Source organism: Marinobacterium aestuarii (genome assembly GCF_001651805.1).
GTDB classification, from domain to species: Bacteria; Pseudomonadota; Gammaproteobacteria; order Pseudomonadales; family Balneatricaceae; genus Marinobacterium_A; species Marinobacterium_A aestuarii.
Window position 1 is genome coordinate 3,649,212 of the sequence record NZ_CP015839.1, and the last position, 21,765, is coordinate 3,670,976.

Consider the following 21,765-nt stretch of genomic DNA (forward strand, 5'->3'; position numbering starts at 1 on the left):
TATTTGTACGGTTCCTTCGGTCGGCAGCGCTTACATGTCAAACTGCCTTCCCTTTCTGTACGGCTTATCAGATCACGTAAGCCGTGGTGACATTTCAACCCCCAGAGGCGGATGAATGGGTTCATGTTCTTCAGCCTTTCAACATTTAGCCTTGAGGATCATCTTGGCTTAGTGATCTCGCCTCAATCCCCGTTGTCAGCGGGTTACATCACCCTGCGGGCATACCGCAGGTCACTGCCGCTCAGGCTCACCACCGTCACAGTCGATGGGGTAACGCGAAAATTACTGTCCTGATATTTCCGCCTAACATTCCAGATAGACTCGTGGTTCGTTTAAGCATCCTTGCTCGCCCCGAACTCCGGGCACACTGTAGGTGATGTCGCCGACATAGGCCTGATCCGGCTTCTCAGCTGAGAAGTTGCGATTCAGAAGGTTCGGAGCGATCGGCTTGTCGTGCTTCGAGTTCGTGGTCGCTTTGAATTTTCGCCGTGTCTTGCACTCAAGGCCTTCTTCTTTCATCAATCGGGCAATCCGGCGACGGCTGACCGTCTCATCCGCTCCAGCCAGAGCCTGCTGGATACGTCGTGTTCCATAGGTTGCGCGGCTTACGTCGTGCTGTTCACGTATCTTGGCCTTCAACGCCTCGTCCTGCTGATCTCTTTGGCTGGGCGGCCTTGACCGCCACTCGTAATAGCCACTGCGGGATACCTCAAACACCCGGCACATCAGGGCAGTGTTGAACGCACCCTGTTGAGCCTCAATGAAGGCGTACCTCAGCGAGATTCCTTGGCGAAGAAGGCGGCCGCCTTTTTTAGCAGCTCACGCTCCTCTTTGAGTCGGGCATTATCTCGCCGCAGTTTTTTCAACTCATCATACAGATGCTGATCATCCACCTGGTTACCGGAACTGACATCCTGCTTACCGTGATACTTGCGGATCCAGGTATGCAGCGTGTTAACGTTGACACCGAGCTCTCTGGCGGTCTGGCTGATAGATTGATCCGACTCTACCGCCAGCTTGACGGCGGCTTCTCTGAACTCAGCTGTATAAGAATTGGTTTTGTTCTGATTCATGACACACACCTTTATGGGCAGGTGATCTTACCTGCGTCTGTGTGTCCGGGAAACTATAGCCACTTCAATATACGGGTTACCAGCAAGGTGTTACCTATGTCATTGAACTGAGCCATACCCGGCGCACACAAAAAAAACCGAGGCCTGGGCCCCGGTGATTTACAACGAAAACACCCTGGTCAGAACTGCTGCTCCTCGACCATTTTCAGCCATACCGGATTGGTAAAGGCCTTGTTCTCCTGGCTGTCCTCTACCACCAGGCCAACCCAGCCGGACTCCTGGGGCACATCGAATTGTACCGAGGCGGTCTCGCCGGCAAGCGTCTGTTCGCTGATCAGACCCTGCTTGCCGATCAACTGCACGGACTTCAGGCCATTGACCGAGAGCAGGTCGAAGCTGAGAGTCTGCGGCTGGTCTTTCGCCAGTTTCAGGGTGTCACCGAACATCACGTTTTTCGGGTAGATAACCGGGCCAAAGGATACATAGGCGCGGCCATTTTTCATCGCCTGGGCAAAGGCATGGGCGTCCGGCTTGCTACCGGTATAGACGAACATCCGATCCAGGCCAGTGGTTTCGTTCCACACATCATGAGTGTCGGAACCTGCGGTGTAGTAGTACGGCAGGCCCTCAGTCCAGAGCTGGCGGGCTTTTTCGACTGCCTTTTGGTAATCGACCACCGCGTTGACCTCGATCAGATCGATCGCCGGATCAAAGCCGCCGGGCACGGTGTTCTTTTCCAGGCTGCTCATATAGCCGTAGGGGATATACGGATGGTTGGAGGCAACCACTGTCGCGCCCATGCGCCGCATGTCCTTGAGCAGGGTATGGATATCGTCAACGCCAGGATCAACGGAGAGCTCTGCGCCTATATCCAGGGGGAAGGGGTTGAAATGCCCCCAGGACGGCGAAAACTCGATAGACGGCACAAAGGGTACGCCACGCTTGTCGGAAAGCGCCTTGATCTCAACGTGATTTTTCGTCGAGTCATGGTCGCTGACGAAGGTGACGTTCAGGCCCGCGGCCAGTTGCGAAATCACCAGATCCTTCGGCGGGGTCGATCCTTCCAGCACATCGGAGTGATGGTGCAGATCGCCTGAGTACCAGCCGTGCTGGGTCGGATAAGTGCTGATCGGCACTTCGCTGGTCACGTCGGTCGTCTTGTTCGGCGCTATGCCCACGTCCACCAGCACCGGCTTGGACACAAAGTTGGCGCCGGCCGAGACTTTGAGCTGATAGTCGCCGGGCGCAAGGGTAAAGCGCGCCTGACCTATCTCATCCAGCTCGGTGAAGAAGGTCTTGGCGCCAAGAAACTCGATCAGGGGCTTGTTGCCGCTTTCAATCTGGATTTTCGCGTCCAGCGGCGCCTTGCTCTGGGCGTCCGTCACCTGCATGCTCACCTCGCCCGGGGCGAGAAGATCGTCGAACGACAGGCTCAGGCCTTTCTTGCTCTCGATGCGAATATCATGTTTCCTGCTTTCGGAATAGCCCTTGGCCGTTGCATAGGCCTGATAGTCGCCGACAGGCAGATCGAGGTTGTAGCTACCCTCCTTGCCGATCGCCCAGATGTAGGGCACTCCGTCTTTCAGGATCACAACCGCCGGTGCCTCGACGGACTTTCCATCCTGGGTTTTCACGCTGCCAGACAACGAACCCGCATCCAGCTGTTTGCGTTCGATTTCCGCTTTTACCACCGGTGAGATATCGCCGCTGCCCAGCACCTGGTATTCGCCTTCAAACGAGATGGACTCTGAATTTTTCAGGCTGTGCTTGAGGTACAGGTCGCGGGATTTGTATTTCAGCTCGGTAAAGTAAGGCGCGTGCAGGGCGATCGCCCAGTCTTCATCGTAGCCGACGAAGCGATCCGCGATCGGCTTGTCGACAGTCGCCTCTTCCTCGCCCGCATAACCCGGTACCGCGAACTTGTAGCCGCCTTCAGGCCAGAGCGTATAGCCCGACTGCAGATCAATCAGGTCTTCGCCCTCGTTGGTCATGGTGGTTTTCACATGGATACGATCAGAACCCGCCTTAAGGCTGTATTCGGTGCTGATCACCGCCTTGCCAAAGTCACGCGTGACTTTAACCACGGCCTCTTCCGGGCTGTCTTTGACAATATCAACTTTCTGATAGGTGTTCGGCCAGCTCGACCAGTTATTGGGAATAAAGTCGGCGAAGGCGACCCTGTCGTTGCTCAGCGAGCCGTCAGCTTTGACGTTCGCCATATCGATGATGCAGCCGCGGGCCACACCCCATGGCGGTGGCGTGCCCACGGCCAGGGAGAACGCCAGCTTGTCGTTTTTGATGGTCAGGTCCTGGTCGGACAGCGCCGTGCCCGCCGGAATAAGGGTCTTGCCGTGGCTAATGGAGACACTTGCATGGCTCTGGGCGGCCGCGCCAAGTATCGATATGAGAATAATTGCCTTGGACATAAAGGGCTTACGGAACGCTTTTATCATTATTCTGGGCCTTTCGCGCGTTATGAGATTTTTAATTGAACGATCAATTAACAAAATCGAGTGTATACGCCCCTCCTATTAACCGTCAATGCACAGTTCGCCGGAAACTCTGCCAGCCCCCGCCAGGCCAGGGTCGACGTTTTACAGGCGATTAACCCAGCTTTCCCAGCGCACGCCGAATCAGGTTTGAGAGGTCATCTATGGCTGGGACGCACTGCAGTCGCAGCGCTGGCTGCAACACCCCCTCACGACACAGAGCCCGCAGTATAAAGCGCTGCTCTGCCGTCAGGCTGACCGCCTGGGCCTGCAGCACCCGATCACACCAGCGCTCGAACCCCTCTTCAAAAGCACTGAAGAGTGCCTGCGACTCCGGCTCCATCTTGTGCTGCTCCCCCAGCATGATGCGATAGATGGCCAGCATCTGCGGCTGCGCCGCCAGCTGGGCGAAGCCGCCCGGAATCAGCTCACACCAGCCAGCAGCCTCGATATCGAGTGTCGCCCGCAATTCCTCGGAGGCCGCAATGGCCTGCTCCAGCATGGCCTGCCACAGCGCCTGTTTGCTGGGGAAATGGCTATAGACCGTCGGCTTGGACACCCCGGCACTTTGCACCACCAGATCAATGGTCGTGCCCTGATAGCCTCGCTCGCTAAACAGACGCTGCGCCGTGTCCAGAATCAGCTGCTTTTTGGAAGGTCGGCCCCGGGCCATGTTCATGTCCTTAAAATGTCGTTGACTGCAGGGAATTTTACTATTATTTTAACTAAACGGTATAGTTAATAAATCAAGGTGCGTCATGCAGAGTGACAAGGGTTTCTTCGGCCGCTTCGGTGGCAGCTACATTCCTGAAATACTCCACGCCAGCCAGCAGGCGCTGCTGGACGCCTGGAATCAGGCCCGTGTCGATGTCGACTTTCTGGCCGATGTTGACCGCGAACTGCAGCAATACTCCGGCCGGCCCACGCCGCTAACCCCCTGCCCCAACCTCACCCGTGAGCTCGGTGGCGCTCAGGTCTTTCTCAAGCGCGAGGATCTGAACCACAGCGGCGCCCACAAGATGAACAACGTTATCGGCCAGGGCCTGCTGGTCAAGCGCATGGGCAAGAAGCGCATCATCGCCGAAACCGGTGCCGGCCAGCACGGCGTGGCCTCCGCGCTTATCGCCGCCCGTCTGGGGCTTGAATGCACCATCTACATGGGCGCCCGGGATATCGAACGTCAGTATCCCAATGTGTTCTGGATGAAGCAGCTCGGTGCCACAGTAGTGCCGGTCACCAGTGGCGGACAGACGCTGCGCGATGCGCTCGATGAGGCGCTGCGCGACTGGTCGGCGGACCCGTCCGGCAGTCATTACCTGCTGGGCACGGCCTGTGGCTGCGCGCCCTATCCGGAGATGGTGGCCGAATTTCAGTCGGTGATCGGCCGCGAAGTGCGCGCCCAGAGCCTGCAACAGTTTGGTGCCCTGCCCGACGCCATTTACGCCTGCGTGGGGGGCGGCAGCAACGCCGCCGGCATCATGCTGCCCTTTATCAACGATCAGAGCGTTGAACTGGTGGGGGTTGAGGCCGGCGGACGCGGACCGGCACCGGGGGATCACTCCATTCGCCTGTCCGACGATCTCGGCAGCCCCGGCATCGCCCAGGGATTTGCCACCATGTTCCTGCAGGATGACCAGGGCCAGCTGATGGAAACCCACTCCATTGCCGCAGGGCTGGACTATGTCGGCGTGTCCCCGATCCTGGCACACCTGAATGATACCGGCCGGGTACGCATGACGGCGGCGAACGATGACGAAGTCATGCACGCCTTCCTGGCTCTGCTGCGCCTCGAGGGTATTATCCCGGCGCTGGAATCCTCCCACGCCGTGGCCGGTGCGCTGCGGGATATCCCCGCCATGTCGCCGGACAAGAAGGTGGTGATTAATATTTCCGGGCGCGGCGACAAGGATATTTTCAACGTCGCCAGCGCGGTGAAAGATGCCGAATTCGGCCCCTTCCTGCAGCGCTACCTGGCGCGGGAGTTACAGGCATGAGCAAGCTTCAGACGTTTATCGAGCAGCAGCGCAAAGACAAGCCCATCCTGCTGATGACCCATGTGGTCTACGGCTACCCCAGTATCGATGAGAGTCTCGCACTGATGCGCGACCTGCTGAGTGAGGGAGTTGAGCTGCTGGAGGTGCAGTTTCCGTTCTCGGATCCCTCCGCCGATGGCCCCTCCATTCTGCATGCCTGCCACCAGGCACTGCAGCAGCGCCCGACCCTGGCGCGCTGCCTAGAAGATATTGCGCAGCTCGCCACGGCCTTCCCCGCCAGCCGCATCCTGCTGATGAGCTACCTCAACCCGCTCTATCGCTACGGGCTGGAGCGCCTGCCAGCCGATGCGGCCGCAGCCGGTATCGCAGGCTTTATCATCCCCGACCTGCCGCTGGAGCTGGCAGCGGACTTTCGCCACAGCTGCGTTGAGGCCCGGATAGAACCCATCTGGATGCTGACACCGGAAACGCCACCGGCCCGCATGCAGCAGATCTGCGCCGCCGCCAGCGGCATGCTCTACTGTGTCAGCCGGCGCGGCGTTACTGGCGCCGACAGCCATAACAGCGGCAACAGCCAGCAAGTGCCACTGGAGGACTACCTGGCCGCCATCCGCGCCACGACGCCTCTGCCCCTGGGGGTTGGCTTTGGCATCCGCACCGGTGCCCAGGTAAAGGCGCTGTATGGCCTGGCCGATATCGCCGTGGTGGGTTCTGGCCTGCTGGATGCCTTTAACCGCGGTGGCCGCAGCGCTGCTCTGGAGCAGGTCAGGTCACTGCGCGGCTAAACGCCCGCGTCCGGCAACTCAATGCAGCGACAGCGCTTCATGCCCGCTCTGGGCCTGAAGCGCCAGGCGCCTCCGCACCCAAACGGCGCCGGAACAGCGGTTCCGGGCAGGCCACCGAGCGGGCATAGATCAAATCAAAGCCCGCCAGCGCTTTCAGTGCATCTTCGGCCGAGCGGTCTTCACGCACCGCAAAGGAGCTGAAGCCACAGTGGCGCATGGCCACCAGCTGGTCACGCAACACGTCGCCAATGGCACGCAGCTCACCGCTAAACCCCAGTCGGCTGCGCAGCACGAAAGCCTGGGTGTAGGCACGCCCATCCCTAAAGCTCGGAAACTCCAGTGCAATCAGCGCAATGCGATCAATCCAGGGGGCCAGTTCCGCGGGGTCATCATCGGGATGCAGCAGCACGCCCAGGGGCTCTGCGGCCTCTGATCCCTTCGCTGTGACCTCTGTCAGTTCCGTGGCAACCTCGGACAATTGCCGCCAATCACTCAATGGCAGAATGCGATAGGCGCTGTCCCTACCACTGCCGCTGGCTGCGGCGTCGCCCTCCAGGCTGTCGACAAGTTCCCAGGGATCGCTCAAGGCTACCGCCGCAGCACCCTTGTGCAGGGTAATCAGATTATTCATGCCACCGCCTCCGGTGTTTCAGGCTGAGCCTGGCTTGCGCTGGCAGGGCCTGCGCAAACATTTTCCTTGAAGGGTCCCGCGCCAATGCGTCCCAGGGTCTCGATAAAGGGCTCCTCAACTTCGCGGTAGCGCACATAGGTCTCCAACAGCCGCTCGATCACCCGGGGAATATCCTCGGCCCTGAAAGAAGGCCCGATAACCTTACCCAAACTGCTATCTCTGCCCTGGGCACCGCCAATAGTGACCTGGAAGAACTCTTCTCCCTTTCTGTCCACCCCCAGGATACCGATATTGCCGATATGGTGATGACCGCAGGCATTCACGCAGCCGGATATATTCAGACTGATTTCGCCCAGATCATGCAGATAGTCAAGATTCTCGAAGCGCTGCTGAATCGCCCGCGCCACCGGCAGCGAACGGGTACTGGCCAGGCTGCAAAAATCCCCGCCGGGACAGGCAATCACATCGGTCAGCAGGCCTATATTGGGTGTCGCAAGGTCAATGGCGCCAAGCGCTTTCCAAAGCGCATAGAGATCGCACTTGCGGATATCCGGCAGCACCAGGTTCTGCTCGTGCGCCACCCGGATCTCGCCAAAACCATAGCGATCAGCCAGATCCGCCACGCTGTGCATCTGAGCGGCCGCAAGATCGCCGGGGGCCGTGCTGTGATCCGCCGTGGGGGCAGGCTTGGCTGAGAGCACTACCGAGCTGTAGCCGGCGATCTTGTGCCCCCGGGTATTGGTCTGCACCCAGCGCGCAAAGGCGGCATCGCGCGCCAGCCAGGCACCAAAATCGGGGTCCAGCGCATCGAGGCGTTCATAATCCGGCACCCTGAAACCCTGTGCCACCCGCTGATATTCGTGCACCGTCAGCTGACCTGCGCTATCGCGGATTTGCTCCCACTCCGCCTCCACTTCCCGGGCAAAAGCCTCCACGCCCAGCGCCTTGACCAGTATCTTGATGCGCGCCTTGTACTTGTTGTCGCGCCGGCCGTGGCGGTTATAGACCCGCAATACCGCCTCAACGTAGGTGAGCAGATGACGCCAGGGCAACGCCTCGCGCACCTGCTCATTAAGAATGGGCGTACGCCCGAGGCCGCCGCCCACCATCACCCGCAACAGCATTTCTCCCTCGTCGCCACGATACAGGTAGAGGCCAATATCATGGGCACGCAGCGCCGCCCGGTCGGCTTCCGATGACGAAATCGCTATCTTGAACTTGCGCGGCAGGTAGAGAAATTCGGGGTTAACGGTGGACCACTGGCGCAGAATCTCCGCCAGTGGGCGGGGGTCGAGCAACTCATCGCGGGCGACACCGGCAAAGGCTTCGGTGGTGATATTGCGCACGCAGTTACCCGAGGTCTGAATGGCGTGCATCTCCTGATCCGCCAGCAGCTGCAGAATATCCGGTACCTGTTCCAGCTCAATCCAGTTGAACTGAATATTCTGCCGTGTACTGAAATGGCCATAGCCGCGATCATACTGCTCGGCGATACGCCCAAGCGTACGCAGTTGCGTCGACGACAGGGTGCCGTAGGGAATCGCCACCCGCAGCATATAGGCATGGCGCTGCAGGTAGAGGCCGTTCTGCAGCCGCAGCGGCACAAACTCCTCTTCGCTCAACTCGCCACTGAGACGCCGGGATACCTGATCACGGAACTGCGCAACCCGCGCCTGTACCAGCGCACGGTCATACTCGTCGTATTTATACACCTTGGCGCACCTGACCTGACTGCTTGGGAAGCCACCAGACTAAAGACGCCACGCATGCAGGGGCAGGCTCAACTTTTTAAATAATGATAGGGACAGATTCCGGCTAAAGCCCCGGCAACAGCAACTCAGGCAGGCGCCCCAGGGCTTCACTGCGACGCGTATCCCAGGGGTGCGCAAAACTGATCCGCAGGCAGTTGCGAAACTGACCCGAAACCGAGAACAGCGGCCCAGGCGTAATCACCAGACCCTGACTCAGCGCCACCGGGTAGGCGCTGAGGGTGTCGACGGACTCCGGCAGCTCGAGCCAGACCGCCAAGCCCCCCTGGGGCGTACTGACTCGGATCTCGCCGGGCCAGGCATGCAGGGATGCAATCAAGCGGTCCCGCCGGGTGCGCAGCTCGCCGCGCTGACGCCGCAGGTGCGCGGCCAGGCTGCCGTCGCGCATGAAGTCCGCCAGCCCCTGCTGCAGGTAACGGCTGCTGGCCAGCTGAGTCACCAGCTTCAGGTGCAGGATGCGATCATGCCAGCGGCCACCGGCCACCCAGCCCAGGCGCAGGTCTCGGGACAGGGATTTTGAAAAGGAACTGCACAGAATGACACGGTCACTCGTGTCCAGCGCTTTTAGCGGATCGGGCACCTGGGAAAAGGCCGTATCGGCGTAGATATCATCTTCGATAATCGCCAGATCGAACTGCTCAGCCAGCGCCAGCAGACGCTGGCGGGCCGACAGCGGCATCAATGCACCGCCCGGCGTGGCAAAGGCCGGCGATACCACGCAGGCCTTGATATCCCAGCGCTTGAGCACCGCGTCAAGAGCATCGATATCGAGCCCGGTCTCGCTGGAGGTCGGCACTTCAACCACCTGCAACTCCAGCTGTTCGAGCAACTGCAGCACGCCATAAAACCCGGGCGACTCCACCGCCACCACGTCGCCCTTGCGACAACAGGCCATCAGTGCCAGAAAGAGCGCGTGCTGGCACCCCGAGGTGATGCAAAGCTGCTCCGGCAGCACCTGCCAGCCGCGTCTGGCGGCATGCAGCGACAGTTGCTCGCGCAACGCCATATCACCGGCCGGCGCATCGTAGTACTGATGATCGTCGCCTTTCTGGCGTCGCAACGCCCGCCCGATGGCGCGGTTCAGCGCCACTATGCCCGGCGGCGAATCGCCGGCATGCAGATCCGGCAACAGATCAAAGGCTGCACTGCGACGCATGATATCGAGGAACAGCTCGCTCACCGTCACCGGGCGCGGCGCCTCTATCCGGGCCAGGCTGCGGGGTGTCTTGGCGGCATGGGGCAGCAAGGCCACGAAGTAACCGGCCTTGGGGCGCGCCTCGATCAACCCCTGGGCTTCAAGGCGCTGCAGGGCATGCTGCACGGTCGCCTTGGACAACCCCTGCTGCTCACACAGGGCACGAATCGACGGCAACCGCTCCCCCAGGCGCCAGCGTTGCTCGGTAATGCCCTGGAGCAGCCAGTTTTCCAGCTGCTGATAGCGATACTCCGTCTGGGTCACTCCATCATCCTTACTGTCGTTACGGCGGCACCCGGTCAGCACCGAACCCTCAGGATAAGCCCGGGCACCAGGAATCTGTACCTATTATCTTTAATTTTTTTATACCTGATCCTATTCGCAACACAAGGTTAATCTGCAGCCAATTTGAAACCTGCGGACGCCAGCCATGGAACAGATCCCCGTTGTACAAGACTACACACCACCCTTTGCCCGGGATGGAAAGTTCCACGTGCGTCTCACCGAAGGGCGTTTCCAGAACTGGCGCCGACTCAGTACCTGGCCACTGATCGCACTCTTCTTCGGCCTGGCCTGGGTGCAGGTCAACGGCCAGCCCTGGCTGCTGTTCTCCTTCGAACAGCACCGCATTATCCTGTTTGGCAAGGCCCTGTCCTGGCATGATTTGCCGCTGCTGGCCGGCCTGATGATCGCCGGTGCCAGCCTGCTGTTCTTCCTCGCCGTCGCCTGGGGGCGTGTCTGGTGTGGCTTTGCCTGTCCGCAAAGTATCTGGACCTGGCTCTTTATCCGCATCGAACAGTTCACCGAAGGCCGAGCCAGCAAGCGGGCACGCCAGGAGGACCAGTCCCTGGGCGCCACTCGCCTGCTGCGCCGTATCACCAAGCATCTGCTCTGGATGCTGCTGGCCGGGGCCACCGCCATTACCTTCACCGGTTATTTCGTGCCGATTCGCGAGATACTGGGGGCTGGGCTGGATTGGGAAATGTCGCCGGCCCTCTGGGGCTGGCTGCTGATCATGGCCGCGCTAACCTACGCCAATGCAGGCCTGGTGCGCGAGAAAATCTGCCTGCACGCCTGCCCCTACTCCCGTTTCCAGGGCGTGATGTTCGACCGCCATACCCGCAGCGTCAGCTATGATGCGGGCCGCGGCGAGCCCCGCGCCAACCTCCGCAATACCGGCGCCGACAGTGGTGATTGTGTTGATTGCGGCCTCTGCGTGCAGGTGTGCCCCACCGGCATCGATATTCGCGACGGCCTGCAGGCCGCCTGTATCGACTGCGCCGCCTGTATCGATGCCTGTGATGAGGTGATGGACAAGCTCAAGCGCCCACGGGGCCTGGTCCGCTTTGCCTCCGAAGCCCAGTTGGCTGGCCAGCCCTCGCCGCTCAAGCGACCGCTGCTGGCCTGCTACGGCGCCGTGCTGCTGGGCTCAATCGGTGCCGTCGCCTGGGGTTTTACCACCACCACCGACTTGCTGGTCGAAATCCGCCGCGACCGCGGCACCCTGTTCACCCAGCTGGACGATCACACCATCTGCAACAGCTATCGCATCAAGCTGGAAGGCTTTGCGAAAGATCAGTCGCTGATTGCCCTGTCGGTGCAGGGCCCGGGAGATTTCAAGCTGTTCGGGCCGCCCAGCATCGACCTGAACGAGAGCAGCTCAACCTGGCTGCCGTACCGGGTCTGCGGCCGGGATATAGAACAGTCCCGCACACAGCTGCAGTTCAGCTTCGAGGGCCAGGGGATCCACAGCACCCAGCCGACGACCTTTCTGACCCGGGCGCTTTAACCGCCAGGCGGGCCAGCGCCAGACGCTATCGGGCCTTGACCTGCAAGCGCCCGTCGCGGGCCTCGGCCAGGTCGACAGCCAGACGCTTCGCCGACCAGCCGTGTACCTTGTCGTGGGCCTCGATAAACAGCCGATGGGTGCCTTCGGGCACCATAACGCCGCTCAAGGCACGGGTGAAGGGCTGTTCATCCACATGGGGATGGAACAGTACCCTGTCCCCCAGCACTGCGCCCGCCTCATCCACAACACGCCAGTTGTCGGCGTAATGATCCCAACCGCTATCCGCGTGTTGCAGCGTTACGCTGACCGACCAGCGGTCGGCACCGCTGCTCTGGAATTCTGCCCCGAGAATCTCGACCTCACAGGCCTGCGCTATGCTCAGGCCGGCAAAGCCAAGCACGCCGGCCACAAAAGCCCGGGCTGTTTTGTACCTGTTCATGCTGCTCGCCTCCCTTGGATTGCCCCCATAAAACCCGCCATATCAGCAACTGCGCCGACCGGCTTTGGCCTGCTGTAGCTAACTTAAAGGATTCGCTGCGCCCACGCGAACCTGTCCCGCCATGTATTCACCAGGGCACATCTGCAATACTGCTTTTTGGCGACCGATTTTTTGTGCGATTGATATTTTTGCGAGCGATACTTTTACGACGCTATAAAAGCGGGCAATGCGCCCGACAAGGAATTCTGTAGATGAGAAAACGATTTTGGATACTGGGCTTTGCCGCCCTGTCTGTACTGATGACGGGCTGCTCTGATAATGAAGTTGGGGATGTATCCCTGGGCCTGCTGACCACCAAAGATATTAAACTCAATGTCCTGACCGACCCGTTGATTCCAGGCGTCACCTGTCATGTGGCCAGCATTGAGGCCAACCTGGATTTTTCCGATCCGAGTGATTCATCGATTTCCTGCAGGCAAACCGGCGAAATCACCGCCGCCATGGTCGCCGCCATCGACAAATCCCCCGATGGCGACATTGTGTTCAAAAAATCAAAAAGCATTTTCTTCAAGACCATGAAGATTCGCCGCATCTTCGATGCCGACTCCCAAACCCTGATGTACCTGTCCTATTCCACCAAGGAAACCTCCGGCAGCTTCAAGCACAGCCTGTCCACCGTGCCGCTGTGGGGCACTCAGGCGTACAGGCCTGCGGGCGCGGCGCAAAACTAGCCTGGCTCTTTGTATCCAAGCCCCAGCCTCTTCCTGTATCAGCAGCACTAAACATAAAAACCGGCCAGGTCTTATAAACCTGGCCGGTATCTGTTGTGCCGTAAAAGATAAGCTGCGCGTATCAGGGCAGATCGAACAGCAACGCCTCCACCGGTGCCTTGCCGGCCTGCAATGCCAACTGCGCCAGGCCCTCGATACTGGCGCCATCGCCCGCTTTGAGCGGTGTATTGCCGATCGTCAACGCCCCCTTTATCAGGTGGACATACTGTCGCCGGCCAGGCCTGAGCGCCTGGGTCAGTGTCTGCTCGGAATCCAGCAGCAGCTGATAGAGGCTGGCATCCTGGCGCAGCGTTAAACTCCCCGCTTCGCCATTCGGGCTGATCACCAGCGTCAGGCCATTGCGCCGGCCAAAATTCTTCTGCTGATAGCCAGGCTTGCCACCGATCTTATCCGGCTGAATCCAGATCTGCAGAAACTGCAGTCCATTGGATTGCGAGGCATTGTACTCGCTATGCCGAATGCCGCTGCCAGCCGACATCAGCTGAAACTCGCCGGCGGGCAGCTGCTGCACATTGCCTTCGCTGTCCTTGTGAGCGATCACGCCATCCAGCACATAGCTGATGATTTCCATGTCCTTGTGGCCGTGGGTGCCAAACCCAGCCCCCGGCGCAACCTGATCCTCGTTGATAACACGCAGGGCCGAAAAGCCCATATGCTTGGGGTCGTAATAGTCGGCAAAGGAAAAGCTGTGACGGCTCTTGAGCCAGCCGTGATTACCCCGGCCACGGGCCTCGCTTGAACGTACAGTGATCATGCTGCCTCCTCTCGATCAGACATCGCAAAGACTCCATCCAGGCTCAGACGACCGCCGCCTGAGAGCAGCAGCGACACCGTGCCCGCCAGCAACGCCAAACCGGACCAGTGTGCACCAGGGTTAATAATGCGGTTTATCAGCCTCATGACGCTCTCCTCGGGTTCCAAAGCGCAAGGCTGCAAGCTGCTGCCCCGTTTGATGAAACCACTATAGGCACAGCCGCGACCGCAAAAAACCGGAACATTTTGAGGCAAAGGATCAGTAAAACTGAACAGTGCGGTGGGGCGCCACACTAACCCGCAGGACTGCAGGTTGCCTTACTTGATTACCGGGCCCAAAAACCAGCACGCCTATGGCATGCTGATTTTTGCGACAACAATAGATTTGGAGACAGCTAGAGCACGGGGGAGCGCTTTCTCGCACGAAGCGGGTATTGCAGGATGGGTGTAACGCCTGCCGTCACCGGCGCATTTGTAGGTTGATGAAGACCCGAAGGGTCGTAACCCAACAGTGGGGTTACACGGCGCTATTCTAAGATTGCCAGTATCAGGAAGTGTTACCGTTGTCGGATAATCCCGGTTTCGCCCTCTTGGGCGACTCACTTTTCTTCGAACGGCCGAAGTAAAGTAAGCAAAGGCTCTCTACCTTGAAGAATGCCCCCGCAGAAGCCTTTTCACTGCGCGCTGGACCGATTTTCCGGGCACCGGCTTTCAAGATGAGAAATGGCACGTCCCTGTGCCGCATCGGCGGCTCGGCATCCATGCCTCGCCCCTGCCGGGCCTGATCGTAAAATACCCCCAGTGCTCGTCGGTTTATGGGTATGGATGCCCTGTATGCAGGCGATGCAGGAGCAATTGCCTGCCCTAACGGGACCCGGGTGGCAACGTCAGCTCTCTGGAAGTCGCTGGGGAACAGCCAGTAACTTTTCCCCAGACGAATTGCGACTGAAACATACGAGTTTTGATAGTATTTTAGGTCAAGAGCGAGAGGTCGCTATGGGCACCTACCGGACACTCACCGCAGCACAGAAAAAACAGTCATTCCCCCCTGCCCAATCATCCGGCGCATCACGCCCGGCTTTCCCCTACCAGACCCAACCAGGGCCGAACCACCGCGACTACCCTTAATCTGGCGGGTTAATAGTCCTCCAGCTTCGATTGCGTCGGGCTTTGGCCGAAATGCTGACGGTAGGCATGGCTCAGCGCTGCCTGGCTGCCATAGCCATAGCGGGCAGCAACGGTCTTGACGCGGGTAGATTTTCAACAGCCTGTTAGTATGAGCATCATAGACTCCATCAGTGCACAGACCGAGACTCCCATGACTGCCAAGATTGATTACTATTTCACCTGCATATCGCCCTTTACCTTTCTGGGCCATGAGCTGCTGATCAAAACCGCTGCAGCCGCCGGCGCGCAGATTAATTTCCTGCCGACCCGCCTGGGGCCTGTGTTTGCAAACTCCGGCGCCAAGCCGCTGGGTGAACGGCCCCAGGCCCGCCAGGCCTATCGTCTGGTGGAGCTCAAGCGCTGGGCCAAGAAGCGCGGCCTGGCGCTGAATCTGCAACCCAAATTTTTCCCCTCCGATCCGGCCCTGGCCGACAGCTGCGTGATTGCACTGCTGGCGGCCAGGCAGAATCCGGCCGAATTCGCAGGCCGCGTCATGGCCGCCTGCTGGGTGGACGACAAGAACATTGCCGACAGCCAAGTGATTCGCGCAGCCCTGGAGGCCTGCGGTTTCGATGCCGATGCCATTCTCGCCGCTGCAGGCGCCGACGCAACCGCTGCCACTTACGATCAGAACACTGAGCAGGCCGTTGCCCTGGGTATCCTGGGCGCGCCCTCCTATGTATTGAACGGTGAACAGTTCTGGGGCCAGGACCGGCTCGAACTGCTGGCCGAGGCGCTCGCACAGGTCTGACAAGCTGCCACTGCGCCAGAGCCTGCAAAGGCGCAGTCAGCCGCTGCAGCAATCGCCGTGGCGGCTGTTCTAATTCCCGCTGCAGGTGGTATCCTCAGTGGGTTTTTAGAACCCTCACGCAAAACACAGGACGCATCACATGGCTACCATTACCCTGAAAGGCAATCCGGTTGAAACCAGCGGCAACCTGCCGGCTGTTGGCAGCCAGGCGCCGGACTTTACCCTGGTGAAAACCGACCTCAGCGAAGCCACGCTGGCTGACTATCGCGGCAGCAAGCTGGTACTCAACATTTTCCCGTCGGTCGATACCCCGACCTGCGCCACCTCTGTGCGTACCTTTAACAAGCGCGCCGCCGACAACGGCATCAATGTTCTTTGCGTCTCCGCCGACCTGCCCTTCGCCGCTGCACGTTTCTGTGGCGCTGAAGGTATCGACAAGGTTGCCACCGGCTCCAGCTTTCGCTCCGATTTTGGCGCAGCCTATGGCCAGACCATCACCACAGGCCCGCTGAGCGGCATTCTGGCCCGCTCCGTGGTTGTGATTGATGAAAACGGCAAGGTTCTGCACGCAGAACAGGTCGCTGAAATCGCCGACGAACCGGACTACGACGCAGCCCTGAAAGCGCTCTGATTCCGGCGCCAGAGCTCCCAGTGAGTCTTCTGGCAAAGACGCGACAGATAGAAAAAAGGCCCTTGGTTTTTCAAGCTAAGGGCCTTTTTTTAATCGTAAGGGAAGCGACTGGAGGCGATCGGCGTTAACCATGTTGCCCTGAACCTGCGCTTCAACCAGGCAGATATCGACGCGGCCCTGTCCGATAAGTTCGAAGCAGCTAGCGGCCTGTACTTCGACAATGATTCAAAAAGCTTCGCATCGCCCCACCCAGACGCATTGAATGCAGAAAAATCCGCCGAGGTGGTGCGTGTTATCGAAAAGCTGCTGGCCGGTATTCTGGGGCAGGAGCAAAGCTGACAGCCAGCTTTGCTGGGCTGCCCAACCTCTGCACCCCACTCCTGCGTATCCAACTCCTGCGCCCCTTACTCCTGCGCAAAAGTCTGCAAACCCAAGCCAGGCTGCTAGCCTCTCAATTCAGGCGCGCTTTACCCGCCGCGCCACATAGTGCGAGACTTTGGGGGCTTGGTCCCCCTGGTGAAAGCTCAGCTTTTGTTCCCAGAGTGCCTGATCGTGGGCCGTCACCCGTTCGTGCTGTCGCAGATGCTCCACCCAGGAGCCATCCACGAAGTACTCGATAAAGTGCCCCAGATCTGCGGCATCCTGGAACAGCTCCCAGGACAGGGCTCCATTGCGCAGGCGCATGCGCCGGCTTTCCTGCATCAGCTGCATGAACTCATCCACCCGGGCCACATCAATCTGGTATTCCAGCTGCGTCATGATAGGTCCCTGGCGGGGCAAGAGCGGCACGGCAAGCTCAGGTTCGTTCCAGAACTGCAGCGGTGTCAGATCCTGGGCCCCCTCAGTTTCAATCCGCACCCGCGCCAACACCACCAGCGCCAGCATGGCACAAAGCGCCGCCGCCACCAGGCTGACGCGGGTATCGGCAAGGGTAGCCACCTGCCCCCAGAGCGCCGCCCCCAGTGCAGTGCCACCCATCATCGCCATCTGATACACCGACATGCCCCGGGCCCGCACCCAGTCAGGCAATACCAGCTGCACGCTCACCGACAGGGAGTTAGCCGTCGCCAGCCAGGAGGCACCGGCCAGCAGCAGCGCCGCCATGGCGACCCAGATAGTGGGGGCATAGGCCAGCAGCAAAGTGGCAAGGGCATTGGCCAGGGTGCCGTAATTCACCATGTCACTGCGCCCGATACGCTGTCGCAGGCGCGGCAACAGAAAAGCCGCCAGTATTGCGCCCACGCCAATGGTTGCCAGCAGCAGCGTATAGGTGCTGGCATCGCCACCGGGCAGTTGCTTGGCCACTATCGGCAAGAGCGCAATGGAGGCGATGGAGAACATAAAGAAGGTCGAGGCACGCAGCAGCACCGCATGCATCTCCGGTGACTGGCGTACATACTGAAAACCCACCCGCATGGCGCCAAAAAACCGCTCCGCCGGCAAGGCGCTGACCTTGCGCTCCCGATGCCAGCGCAGCAGCGCCAAAGCCACCAGCACCGACAGCACGGCATTGATCAGAAACACCCAGGCAGTGCCGCCCCAGGCAATCACGGCACCGGCGATCATGGGCCCTATAACCCGCGCCCCGTTCATCGATACACCGTTGAGTGCCATGGCCCGGCCCAGCTCCTGCCGCGGTACCAGTTCCGGTAGCAAGGCGGAAAACACCGGCCAGCGCATGGCCAGGCCAATACCGTTGGCAAAGGTCAACAACAGCAACAGCGTGGGCGTCAGCATGCCCAGCAGCGCCACAACACAGAGTACCGCCGCGACACCGGCCACCCAGAGCTGGGTGGCAATAAAGTAACGCCGCCGATCCAGAATATCAGCCAGGGCTCCGCTGGGTGCGCCGAGCAGAAACACCGGCAGGGTGGCCGCCGCCTGCACCAGTGCCACCATCACCGGCTTGTCGCTTAACGACAGCATCAGCCAGGCGGCGGCCACATCGTTCATCCACATGCACAGATTGGCCGTGAGCCAGGCGCACCAGAGCATGCGATACACCGGATGGCGCAGGGGCGCCCAGGCCGAGCCCGTATCGGCTGTTATATCCTTGCTGTTAGAAGACACCACTGCAGACCTCCCTGAACAGACTCCCCCGTGGGGCACACAATTTACTCACAAGCCAAAATATCAGGCGCTGCTGCCCTGGGCGACATCCACCACCAGCCGACGTATCCACTCGTGGGCACTGTTGTGCTGCAGCAGCGGACTCCAGGCCATCTTCAACTCGAACATCGGAATGTCGAACGGCGGCGGGCGCATGATCAGGCGCGCATCCCTGCGTTTGGAGAGTGCAGCGCGCGCCGGAATGGTCACCACCAGGTTCTTCTGCTGTGCCATATGCACCGCCGACTGGTAATGGCGCGTAAAGACCGAGATATGGCGCTGATGACCGATACGCTTCAGGGCTTCATCGACCCAGCCCAGGCGCTTGGTATCCTGCGGGGTAATGCCAAGGCTTGCCCCCATGCCGGTTTTGCTGACCCAGACATGGTTGGCCTCCAGATAGGTCTGCAGGTTAAAGTCGGCAGCGATGGGATTGTCGGCACTGAAAAGGCAGGAAAAACTGTCGCGCCACAGGGTCACCTGATGAAACGCCTGGGGCATGCTGTCGAAGCGGTTAATCACCAGATCTACATGACCCTGCTCCACATCCAGAAAACTCATGTCGCTGGGGGTCAGGATATCCAGCACCACGCCGGGCGCTTCCTGGCTTAAACGCTCAAGCAGTAACGGAATCAACGTCGATTCGCCATAATCGCTGGTCATAATGCGAAACACCCGAGCGCTGCTGGCGGCATCAAATTGCACGTTGGGCTCAACTGCCCGTTCTATCGTGGCCAGTGCCTGGCGTATCATGGGCTGCAGCGTCAGCGCCCGCTCGGTGGGCAGCATGCCTTCGCTGGTACGCACCAGCAGCGGATCGCTGAAGGTATCGCGCAGGCGTCGCAGGCCGTTGCTCATCGCAGGCTGAGTGATACCCAGCAGGCTGGCGGCACGGGTGACGTTGCGCTCGCGCAGTAAAACATCGAAGTAAACGAGAAGATTGAGGTCGAGCCTTTCAAGGTTCATGGCAAGTTAACCCGCGCAAAGTCAGCAACTATAGGTGTTTCGGACTAACATTCATTGAGTGAATGTTACAAATAGAACCCATTTATTTCAATTATAAAATCAATCCGCATAGTATTGATTTCGAAAGCAAACACATACAGCCTTGCAACCGGGCTGTCAGGACTCCGAGGGATCTACAATGTCAGACTACAACAAAGACATCGACGCTATCGCCAACCTTCGTGCTGCTCAGGGCACTGCATGGAATGCCATCAACCCTGAATCCGCTGCCCGCATGAAAGCGCAGAACCGCTTCAAGACCGGTCTGGACATTGCCAAGTACACCGCTGCCATCATGCGTCAGGACATGGCTGACTACGACGCCGACAGCGCCTCTTACACTCAGTCCCTGGGTTGCTGGCACGGCTTTATCGGCCAGCAGAAAATGATTGCGATCAAGAAACACCACGGCACCACCAGCAAGCGCTACCTTTACCTGTCTGGCTGGATGGTTGCTGCACTGCGCTCCGAGTTCGGACCCCTGCCTGACCAGTCCATGCACGAGAAAACCTCGGTTGCAGCCCTGATCGAAGAGCTCTACACCTTCCTGCGCCAGGCTGACTCCCGCGAACTGGATCAGCTGTTCGTTGCACTGGACGATGCCCGCGCCGCTGGCGACAACGCCCTGGAAGCCGAAATTCAGGCCAAGATCGACAACCACGAAACGCATGTAGTGCCGATCATCGCCGACATCGACGCCGGTTTCGGTAACCCGGAAGCGACCTACCTGCTGGCCAAGAAAATGATCGAAGCCGGTGCCTGCTGCATCCAGCTGGAAAACCAGGTCTCCGACGAGAAGCAGTGCGGTCACCAGGATGGCAAGGTCACCGTGCCCCACGCCGACTTCCTGGCCAAGATCAACGCCGTTCGCTACGCCTTCCTTGAGCTGGGTATCGACGACGGTGTTATCGTTGCCCGTACCGACTCCCTGGGTGCTGGCCTGACCAAGCAGATCGCCGTGACCAATGAGCCGGGCGACCTGGGTGATCAGTACAACGCTTTCCTGGATTGCGAAGAAGTCTCTACTGCCGACATGAAAAACGGCGATGTAGTACTGAACCGCGGCGGCAAGCTGCTGCGTCCCAAGCGTCTGCCGAGCAACCTGTTCCAGTTCAAGAAAGGCACCGGCGAAGACCGCTGCGTACTGGACTGCATCACCTCCTTGCAGAACGGCGCCGACCTGCTGTGGATCGAAACCGAGAAGCCCCACGTTGGCCAGATCGCAGCCATGGTTAACCGCATCCGCGAAGTCGTGCCTAACGCCAAGCTGGTGTACAACAACAGCCCGTCCTTCAACTGGACGCTGAACTTCCGCCAGCAGGTCTTCGACATCATGGCTGAAGCCGGCAAGGACATGAGCGCCTACGACCGCGCCAACCTGATGAGCGTTGATTACGACGAAACCGAACTGGCACAGGTTGCCGACGAGAAGATCCGTACCTTCCAGCGCGACGCCGCGGCTGAAGCCGGTATCTTCCACCACCTGATCACGCTGCCGACTTACCACACAGCCGCGCTGTCTACCGACAACCTGGCCAAGGGCTACTTCGGTGCCGAAGGCATGCTGGCATACGTCAAGGGTGTTCAGCGTCAGGAACTGCGTCAGGGCATCGCCTGCGTCAAGCACCAGAACATGGCCGGCTCCGACATCGGTGACAACCACAAGGAATACTTCGCCGGTGAAGCCGCACTCAAGGCCGGTGGTAAAGACAACACTATGAACCAGTTCGGCTAAGACCCAAAAGCCCCGGCCACAGTAATGTGACCGGGGCTTTGTTCTGGCTGCAGCTGTACGCACTGCAGCGTAACTAATTGCACGTTCCAAGCTGGCTTGATGCAAGCAAGTTTCATCAGCACTTACCCAGTGCACATGACCCGGGGGCGAACGCAAGTTCGCCCCCCTTTTTTGTACATGGATGTACTTATCCTGCGAGCACAGGGATGTGCAGAAGCAGGGTTTATGTTCAGGATGAACGGTATGCCGTGGGCGCATGGATGCGCAGGAACGGCGATGTTCAGGATGAACGACAGAATAATGCTCCTGCATTTTCTGCACTTCCGCCATCCATGGCTGCCCCCTGAAAACGGCTCCTGCGCTTTCAAGGTTTCCGCCATCCATGGCGGTCGTATGCCGCGGGCGCATGGGCAGTTATTTGCTCCTGCAATAACGATACCCCTGTTCAAGTCGCTCTGGGCCCAGCCTGGCTCGTTCATCTCGCTCAGCCGCTTCAATCCGCGATAACAGCGCCACTGTCCCGTCCTACCCCTGTCAGGCTTTCAGACAACGCCGCTTTGCTTTAGCCTCCCACCACACTGCCGCCATGATTGTCGGATAAGTATCTACTTATGTCGGATATCTCTCATATCTTGCCTGCCCGCGGCAGTACTGTAGAC

The 21,765-nt window shown here is 59.5% G+C and carries 19 protein-coding genes and 1 pseudogene; 7 read left to right on the forward strand and 13 right to left on the reverse strand.

Translation table 11 applies throughout. The features are described from left to right. Nucleotides 1–303 precede the first annotated feature (303 nt). The 4 genes from A8C75_RS15990 to A8C75_RS16005 form a co-directional block, all read right to left on the reverse strand. Nucleotides 304–639 (reverse strand): IS3 family transposase, encoded by a 336-nt coding sequence (locus A8C75_RS15990; protein WP_157890233.1) that lies wholly within the window; start codon nt 637–639, stop codon nt 304–306. 134 nt (nt 640–773) lie between these two features. Then, entirely contained in the window at nt 774–1,073 is a 300-nt protein-coding gene (locus A8C75_RS15995) for a transposase (protein ID WP_067379942.1), read from the reverse strand. A 179-nt stretch (nt 1,074–1,252) separates the two neighbouring features. Next, a complete protein-coding gene (locus A8C75_RS16000) occupies nt 1,253–3,499 on the reverse strand; it encodes a CehA/McbA family metallohydrolase (protein ID WP_227819946.1) in 2,247 nt (748 codons plus the stop codon). 178 nt (nt 3,500–3,677) lie between these two features. Next, nucleotides 3,678–4,235 carry a TetR/AcrR family transcriptional regulator gene (locus tag A8C75_RS16005; RefSeq protein WP_067384642.1) on the reverse strand — a complete coding sequence of 186 codons (558 nt, stop codon included), beginning with the start codon at nt 4,233–4,235 and terminating at the stop codon, nt 3,678–3,680. Between the two features lie 85 nt (nt 4,236–4,320). Here A8C75_RS16005 and trpB point away from each other — a divergent pair, with 85 nt between their 5' ends. Further along, nucleotides 4,321–5,556, forward strand: coding sequence for a tryptophan synthase subunit beta (gene trpB / locus A8C75_RS16010; RefSeq protein ID WP_067384644.1), 1,236 nt, complete (start codon nt 4,321–4,323; stop codon nt 5,554–5,556). Further along, a complete protein-coding gene (gene trpA / locus A8C75_RS16015; RefSeq protein WP_067384647.1) occupies nt 5,553–6,341 on the forward strand; it encodes a tryptophan synthase subunit alpha in 789 nt (262 codons plus the stop codon). The genes trpB and trpA overlap by 4 nt, the downstream gene beginning before the upstream one ends. Nucleotides 6,342–6,378: 37 nt before the next feature. Here the strand turns inward: trpA and A8C75_RS16020 are convergent, their stop codons facing one another. The 3 genes from A8C75_RS16020 to A8C75_RS16030 all read right to left on the reverse strand — a co-directional run bounded on the left by A8C75_RS16020 (nt 6,379) and on the right by A8C75_RS16030 (nt 10,200). Then, nucleotides 6,379–6,972: a DUF934 domain-containing protein gene (locus tag A8C75_RS16020; protein WP_067384649.1), complete on the reverse strand. Its 594-nt coding sequence runs from the start codon at nt 6,970–6,972 to the stop codon at nt 6,379–6,381. Beyond that, on the reverse strand, nt 6,969–8,684 hold the full coding sequence (locus tag A8C75_RS16025; protein WP_067384651.1) for a nitrite/sulfite reductase: 1,716 nt from the start codon (nt 8,682–8,684) through the stop codon (nt 6,969–6,971). The genes A8C75_RS16020 and A8C75_RS16025 overlap by 4 nt, the downstream gene beginning before the upstream one ends. 103 nt (nt 8,685–8,787) lie before the next feature. Continuing rightward, nucleotides 8,788–10,200 (reverse strand): aminotransferase-like domain-containing protein, encoded by a 1,413-nt coding sequence (locus tag A8C75_RS16030; RefSeq protein WP_067384653.1) that lies wholly within the window; start codon nt 10,198–10,200, stop codon nt 8,788–8,790. Between the two features lie 166 nt (nt 10,201–10,366). On the opposite strand from A8C75_RS16030, the gene ccoG reads away from it, so the two are divergent. Next, nucleotides 10,367–11,725: a cytochrome c oxidase accessory protein CcoG gene (gene ccoG / locus A8C75_RS16035; protein WP_067384655.1), complete on the forward strand. Its 1,359-nt coding sequence runs from the start codon at nt 10,367–10,369 to the stop codon at nt 11,723–11,725. 25 nt (nt 11,726–11,750) lie between these two features. On the opposite strand, the gene A8C75_RS16040 is transcribed toward ccoG, so the two are convergent. Continuing rightward, a complete protein-coding gene (locus tag A8C75_RS16040) occupies nt 11,751–12,164 on the reverse strand; it encodes a hypothetical protein (protein WP_067384656.1) in 414 nt (137 codons plus the stop codon). Nucleotides 12,165–12,415: 251 nt separating this feature from the next. On the opposite strand from A8C75_RS16040, the gene A8C75_RS16045 reads away from it, so the two are divergent. After that, entirely contained in the window at nt 12,416–12,895 is a 480-nt protein-coding gene (locus A8C75_RS16045) for a CreA family protein (RefSeq protein ID WP_067384663.1), read from the forward strand. Nucleotides 12,896–13,016: 121 nt separating this feature from the next. Here A8C75_RS16045 and A8C75_RS16050 read toward each other — a convergent pair whose 3' ends face one another. The 3 genes and pseudogenes from A8C75_RS16050 to A8C75_RS24290 all read right to left on the reverse strand — a co-directional run. Next, the gene (locus tag A8C75_RS16050; RefSeq protein WP_067384665.1) at nt 13,017–13,709 is read right to left on the reverse strand and encodes a pirin family protein; all 693 of its coding nucleotides are present in this window, start codon (nt 13,707–13,709) and stop codon (nt 13,017–13,019) included. Further along, nucleotides 13,706–13,855 carry a hypothetical protein gene (locus A8C75_RS23665; RefSeq protein WP_157890310.1) on the reverse strand — a complete coding sequence of 50 codons (150 nt, stop codon included), beginning with the start codon at nt 13,853–13,855 and terminating at the stop codon, nt 13,706–13,708. Before A8C75_RS23665 ends, A8C75_RS16050 begins: the two co-directional genes overlap by 4 nt. A 990-nt stretch (nt 13,856–14,845) precedes the next feature. After that, nucleotides 14,846–14,950 (reverse strand): annotated as a pseudogene (locus A8C75_RS24290) (hypothetical protein); the annotation flags it as partial. A 34-nt stretch (nt 14,951–14,984) separates the two neighbouring features. Here A8C75_RS24290 and A8C75_RS16060 point away from each other — a divergent pair. Both A8C75_RS16060 and tpx read left to right on the forward strand, forming a co-directional pair. Next, nucleotides 14,985–15,626: a 2-hydroxychromene-2-carboxylate isomerase gene (locus A8C75_RS16060; RefSeq protein WP_227819947.1), complete on the forward strand. Its 642-nt coding sequence runs from the start codon at nt 14,985–14,987 to the stop codon at nt 15,624–15,626. A gap of 139 nt (nt 15,627–15,765) precedes the next feature. Next, the gene (gene tpx, locus A8C75_RS16065; protein ID WP_067384675.1) at nt 15,766–16,257 is read left to right on the forward strand and encodes a thiol peroxidase; all 492 of its coding nucleotides are present in this window, start codon (nt 15,766–15,768) and stop codon (nt 16,255–16,257) included. 456 nt (nt 16,258–16,713) lie between these two features. Here tpx and A8C75_RS16070 read toward each other — a convergent pair whose 3' ends face one another. Then, nucleotides 16,714–18,327, reverse strand: a complete 1,614-nt coding sequence (locus A8C75_RS16070) for an MFS transporter (protein ID WP_227819948.1) — start codon at nt 18,325–18,327, stop codon at nt 16,714–16,716. A gap of 63 nt (nt 18,328–18,390) precedes the next feature. After that, nucleotides 18,391–19,332: a LysR family transcriptional regulator gene (locus tag A8C75_RS16075; RefSeq protein WP_067384678.1), complete on the reverse strand. Its 942-nt coding sequence runs from the start codon at nt 19,330–19,332 to the stop codon at nt 18,391–18,393. 178 nt (nt 19,333–19,510) lie between these two features. Here A8C75_RS16075 and A8C75_RS16080 point away from each other — a divergent pair, with 178 nt between their 5' ends. After that, nucleotides 19,511–21,106: an isocitrate lyase gene (locus tag A8C75_RS16080; protein WP_067384692.1), complete on the forward strand. Its 1,596-nt coding sequence runs from the start codon at nt 19,511–19,513 to the stop codon at nt 21,104–21,106. Nucleotides 21,107–21,765 lie beyond the last annotated feature (659 nt).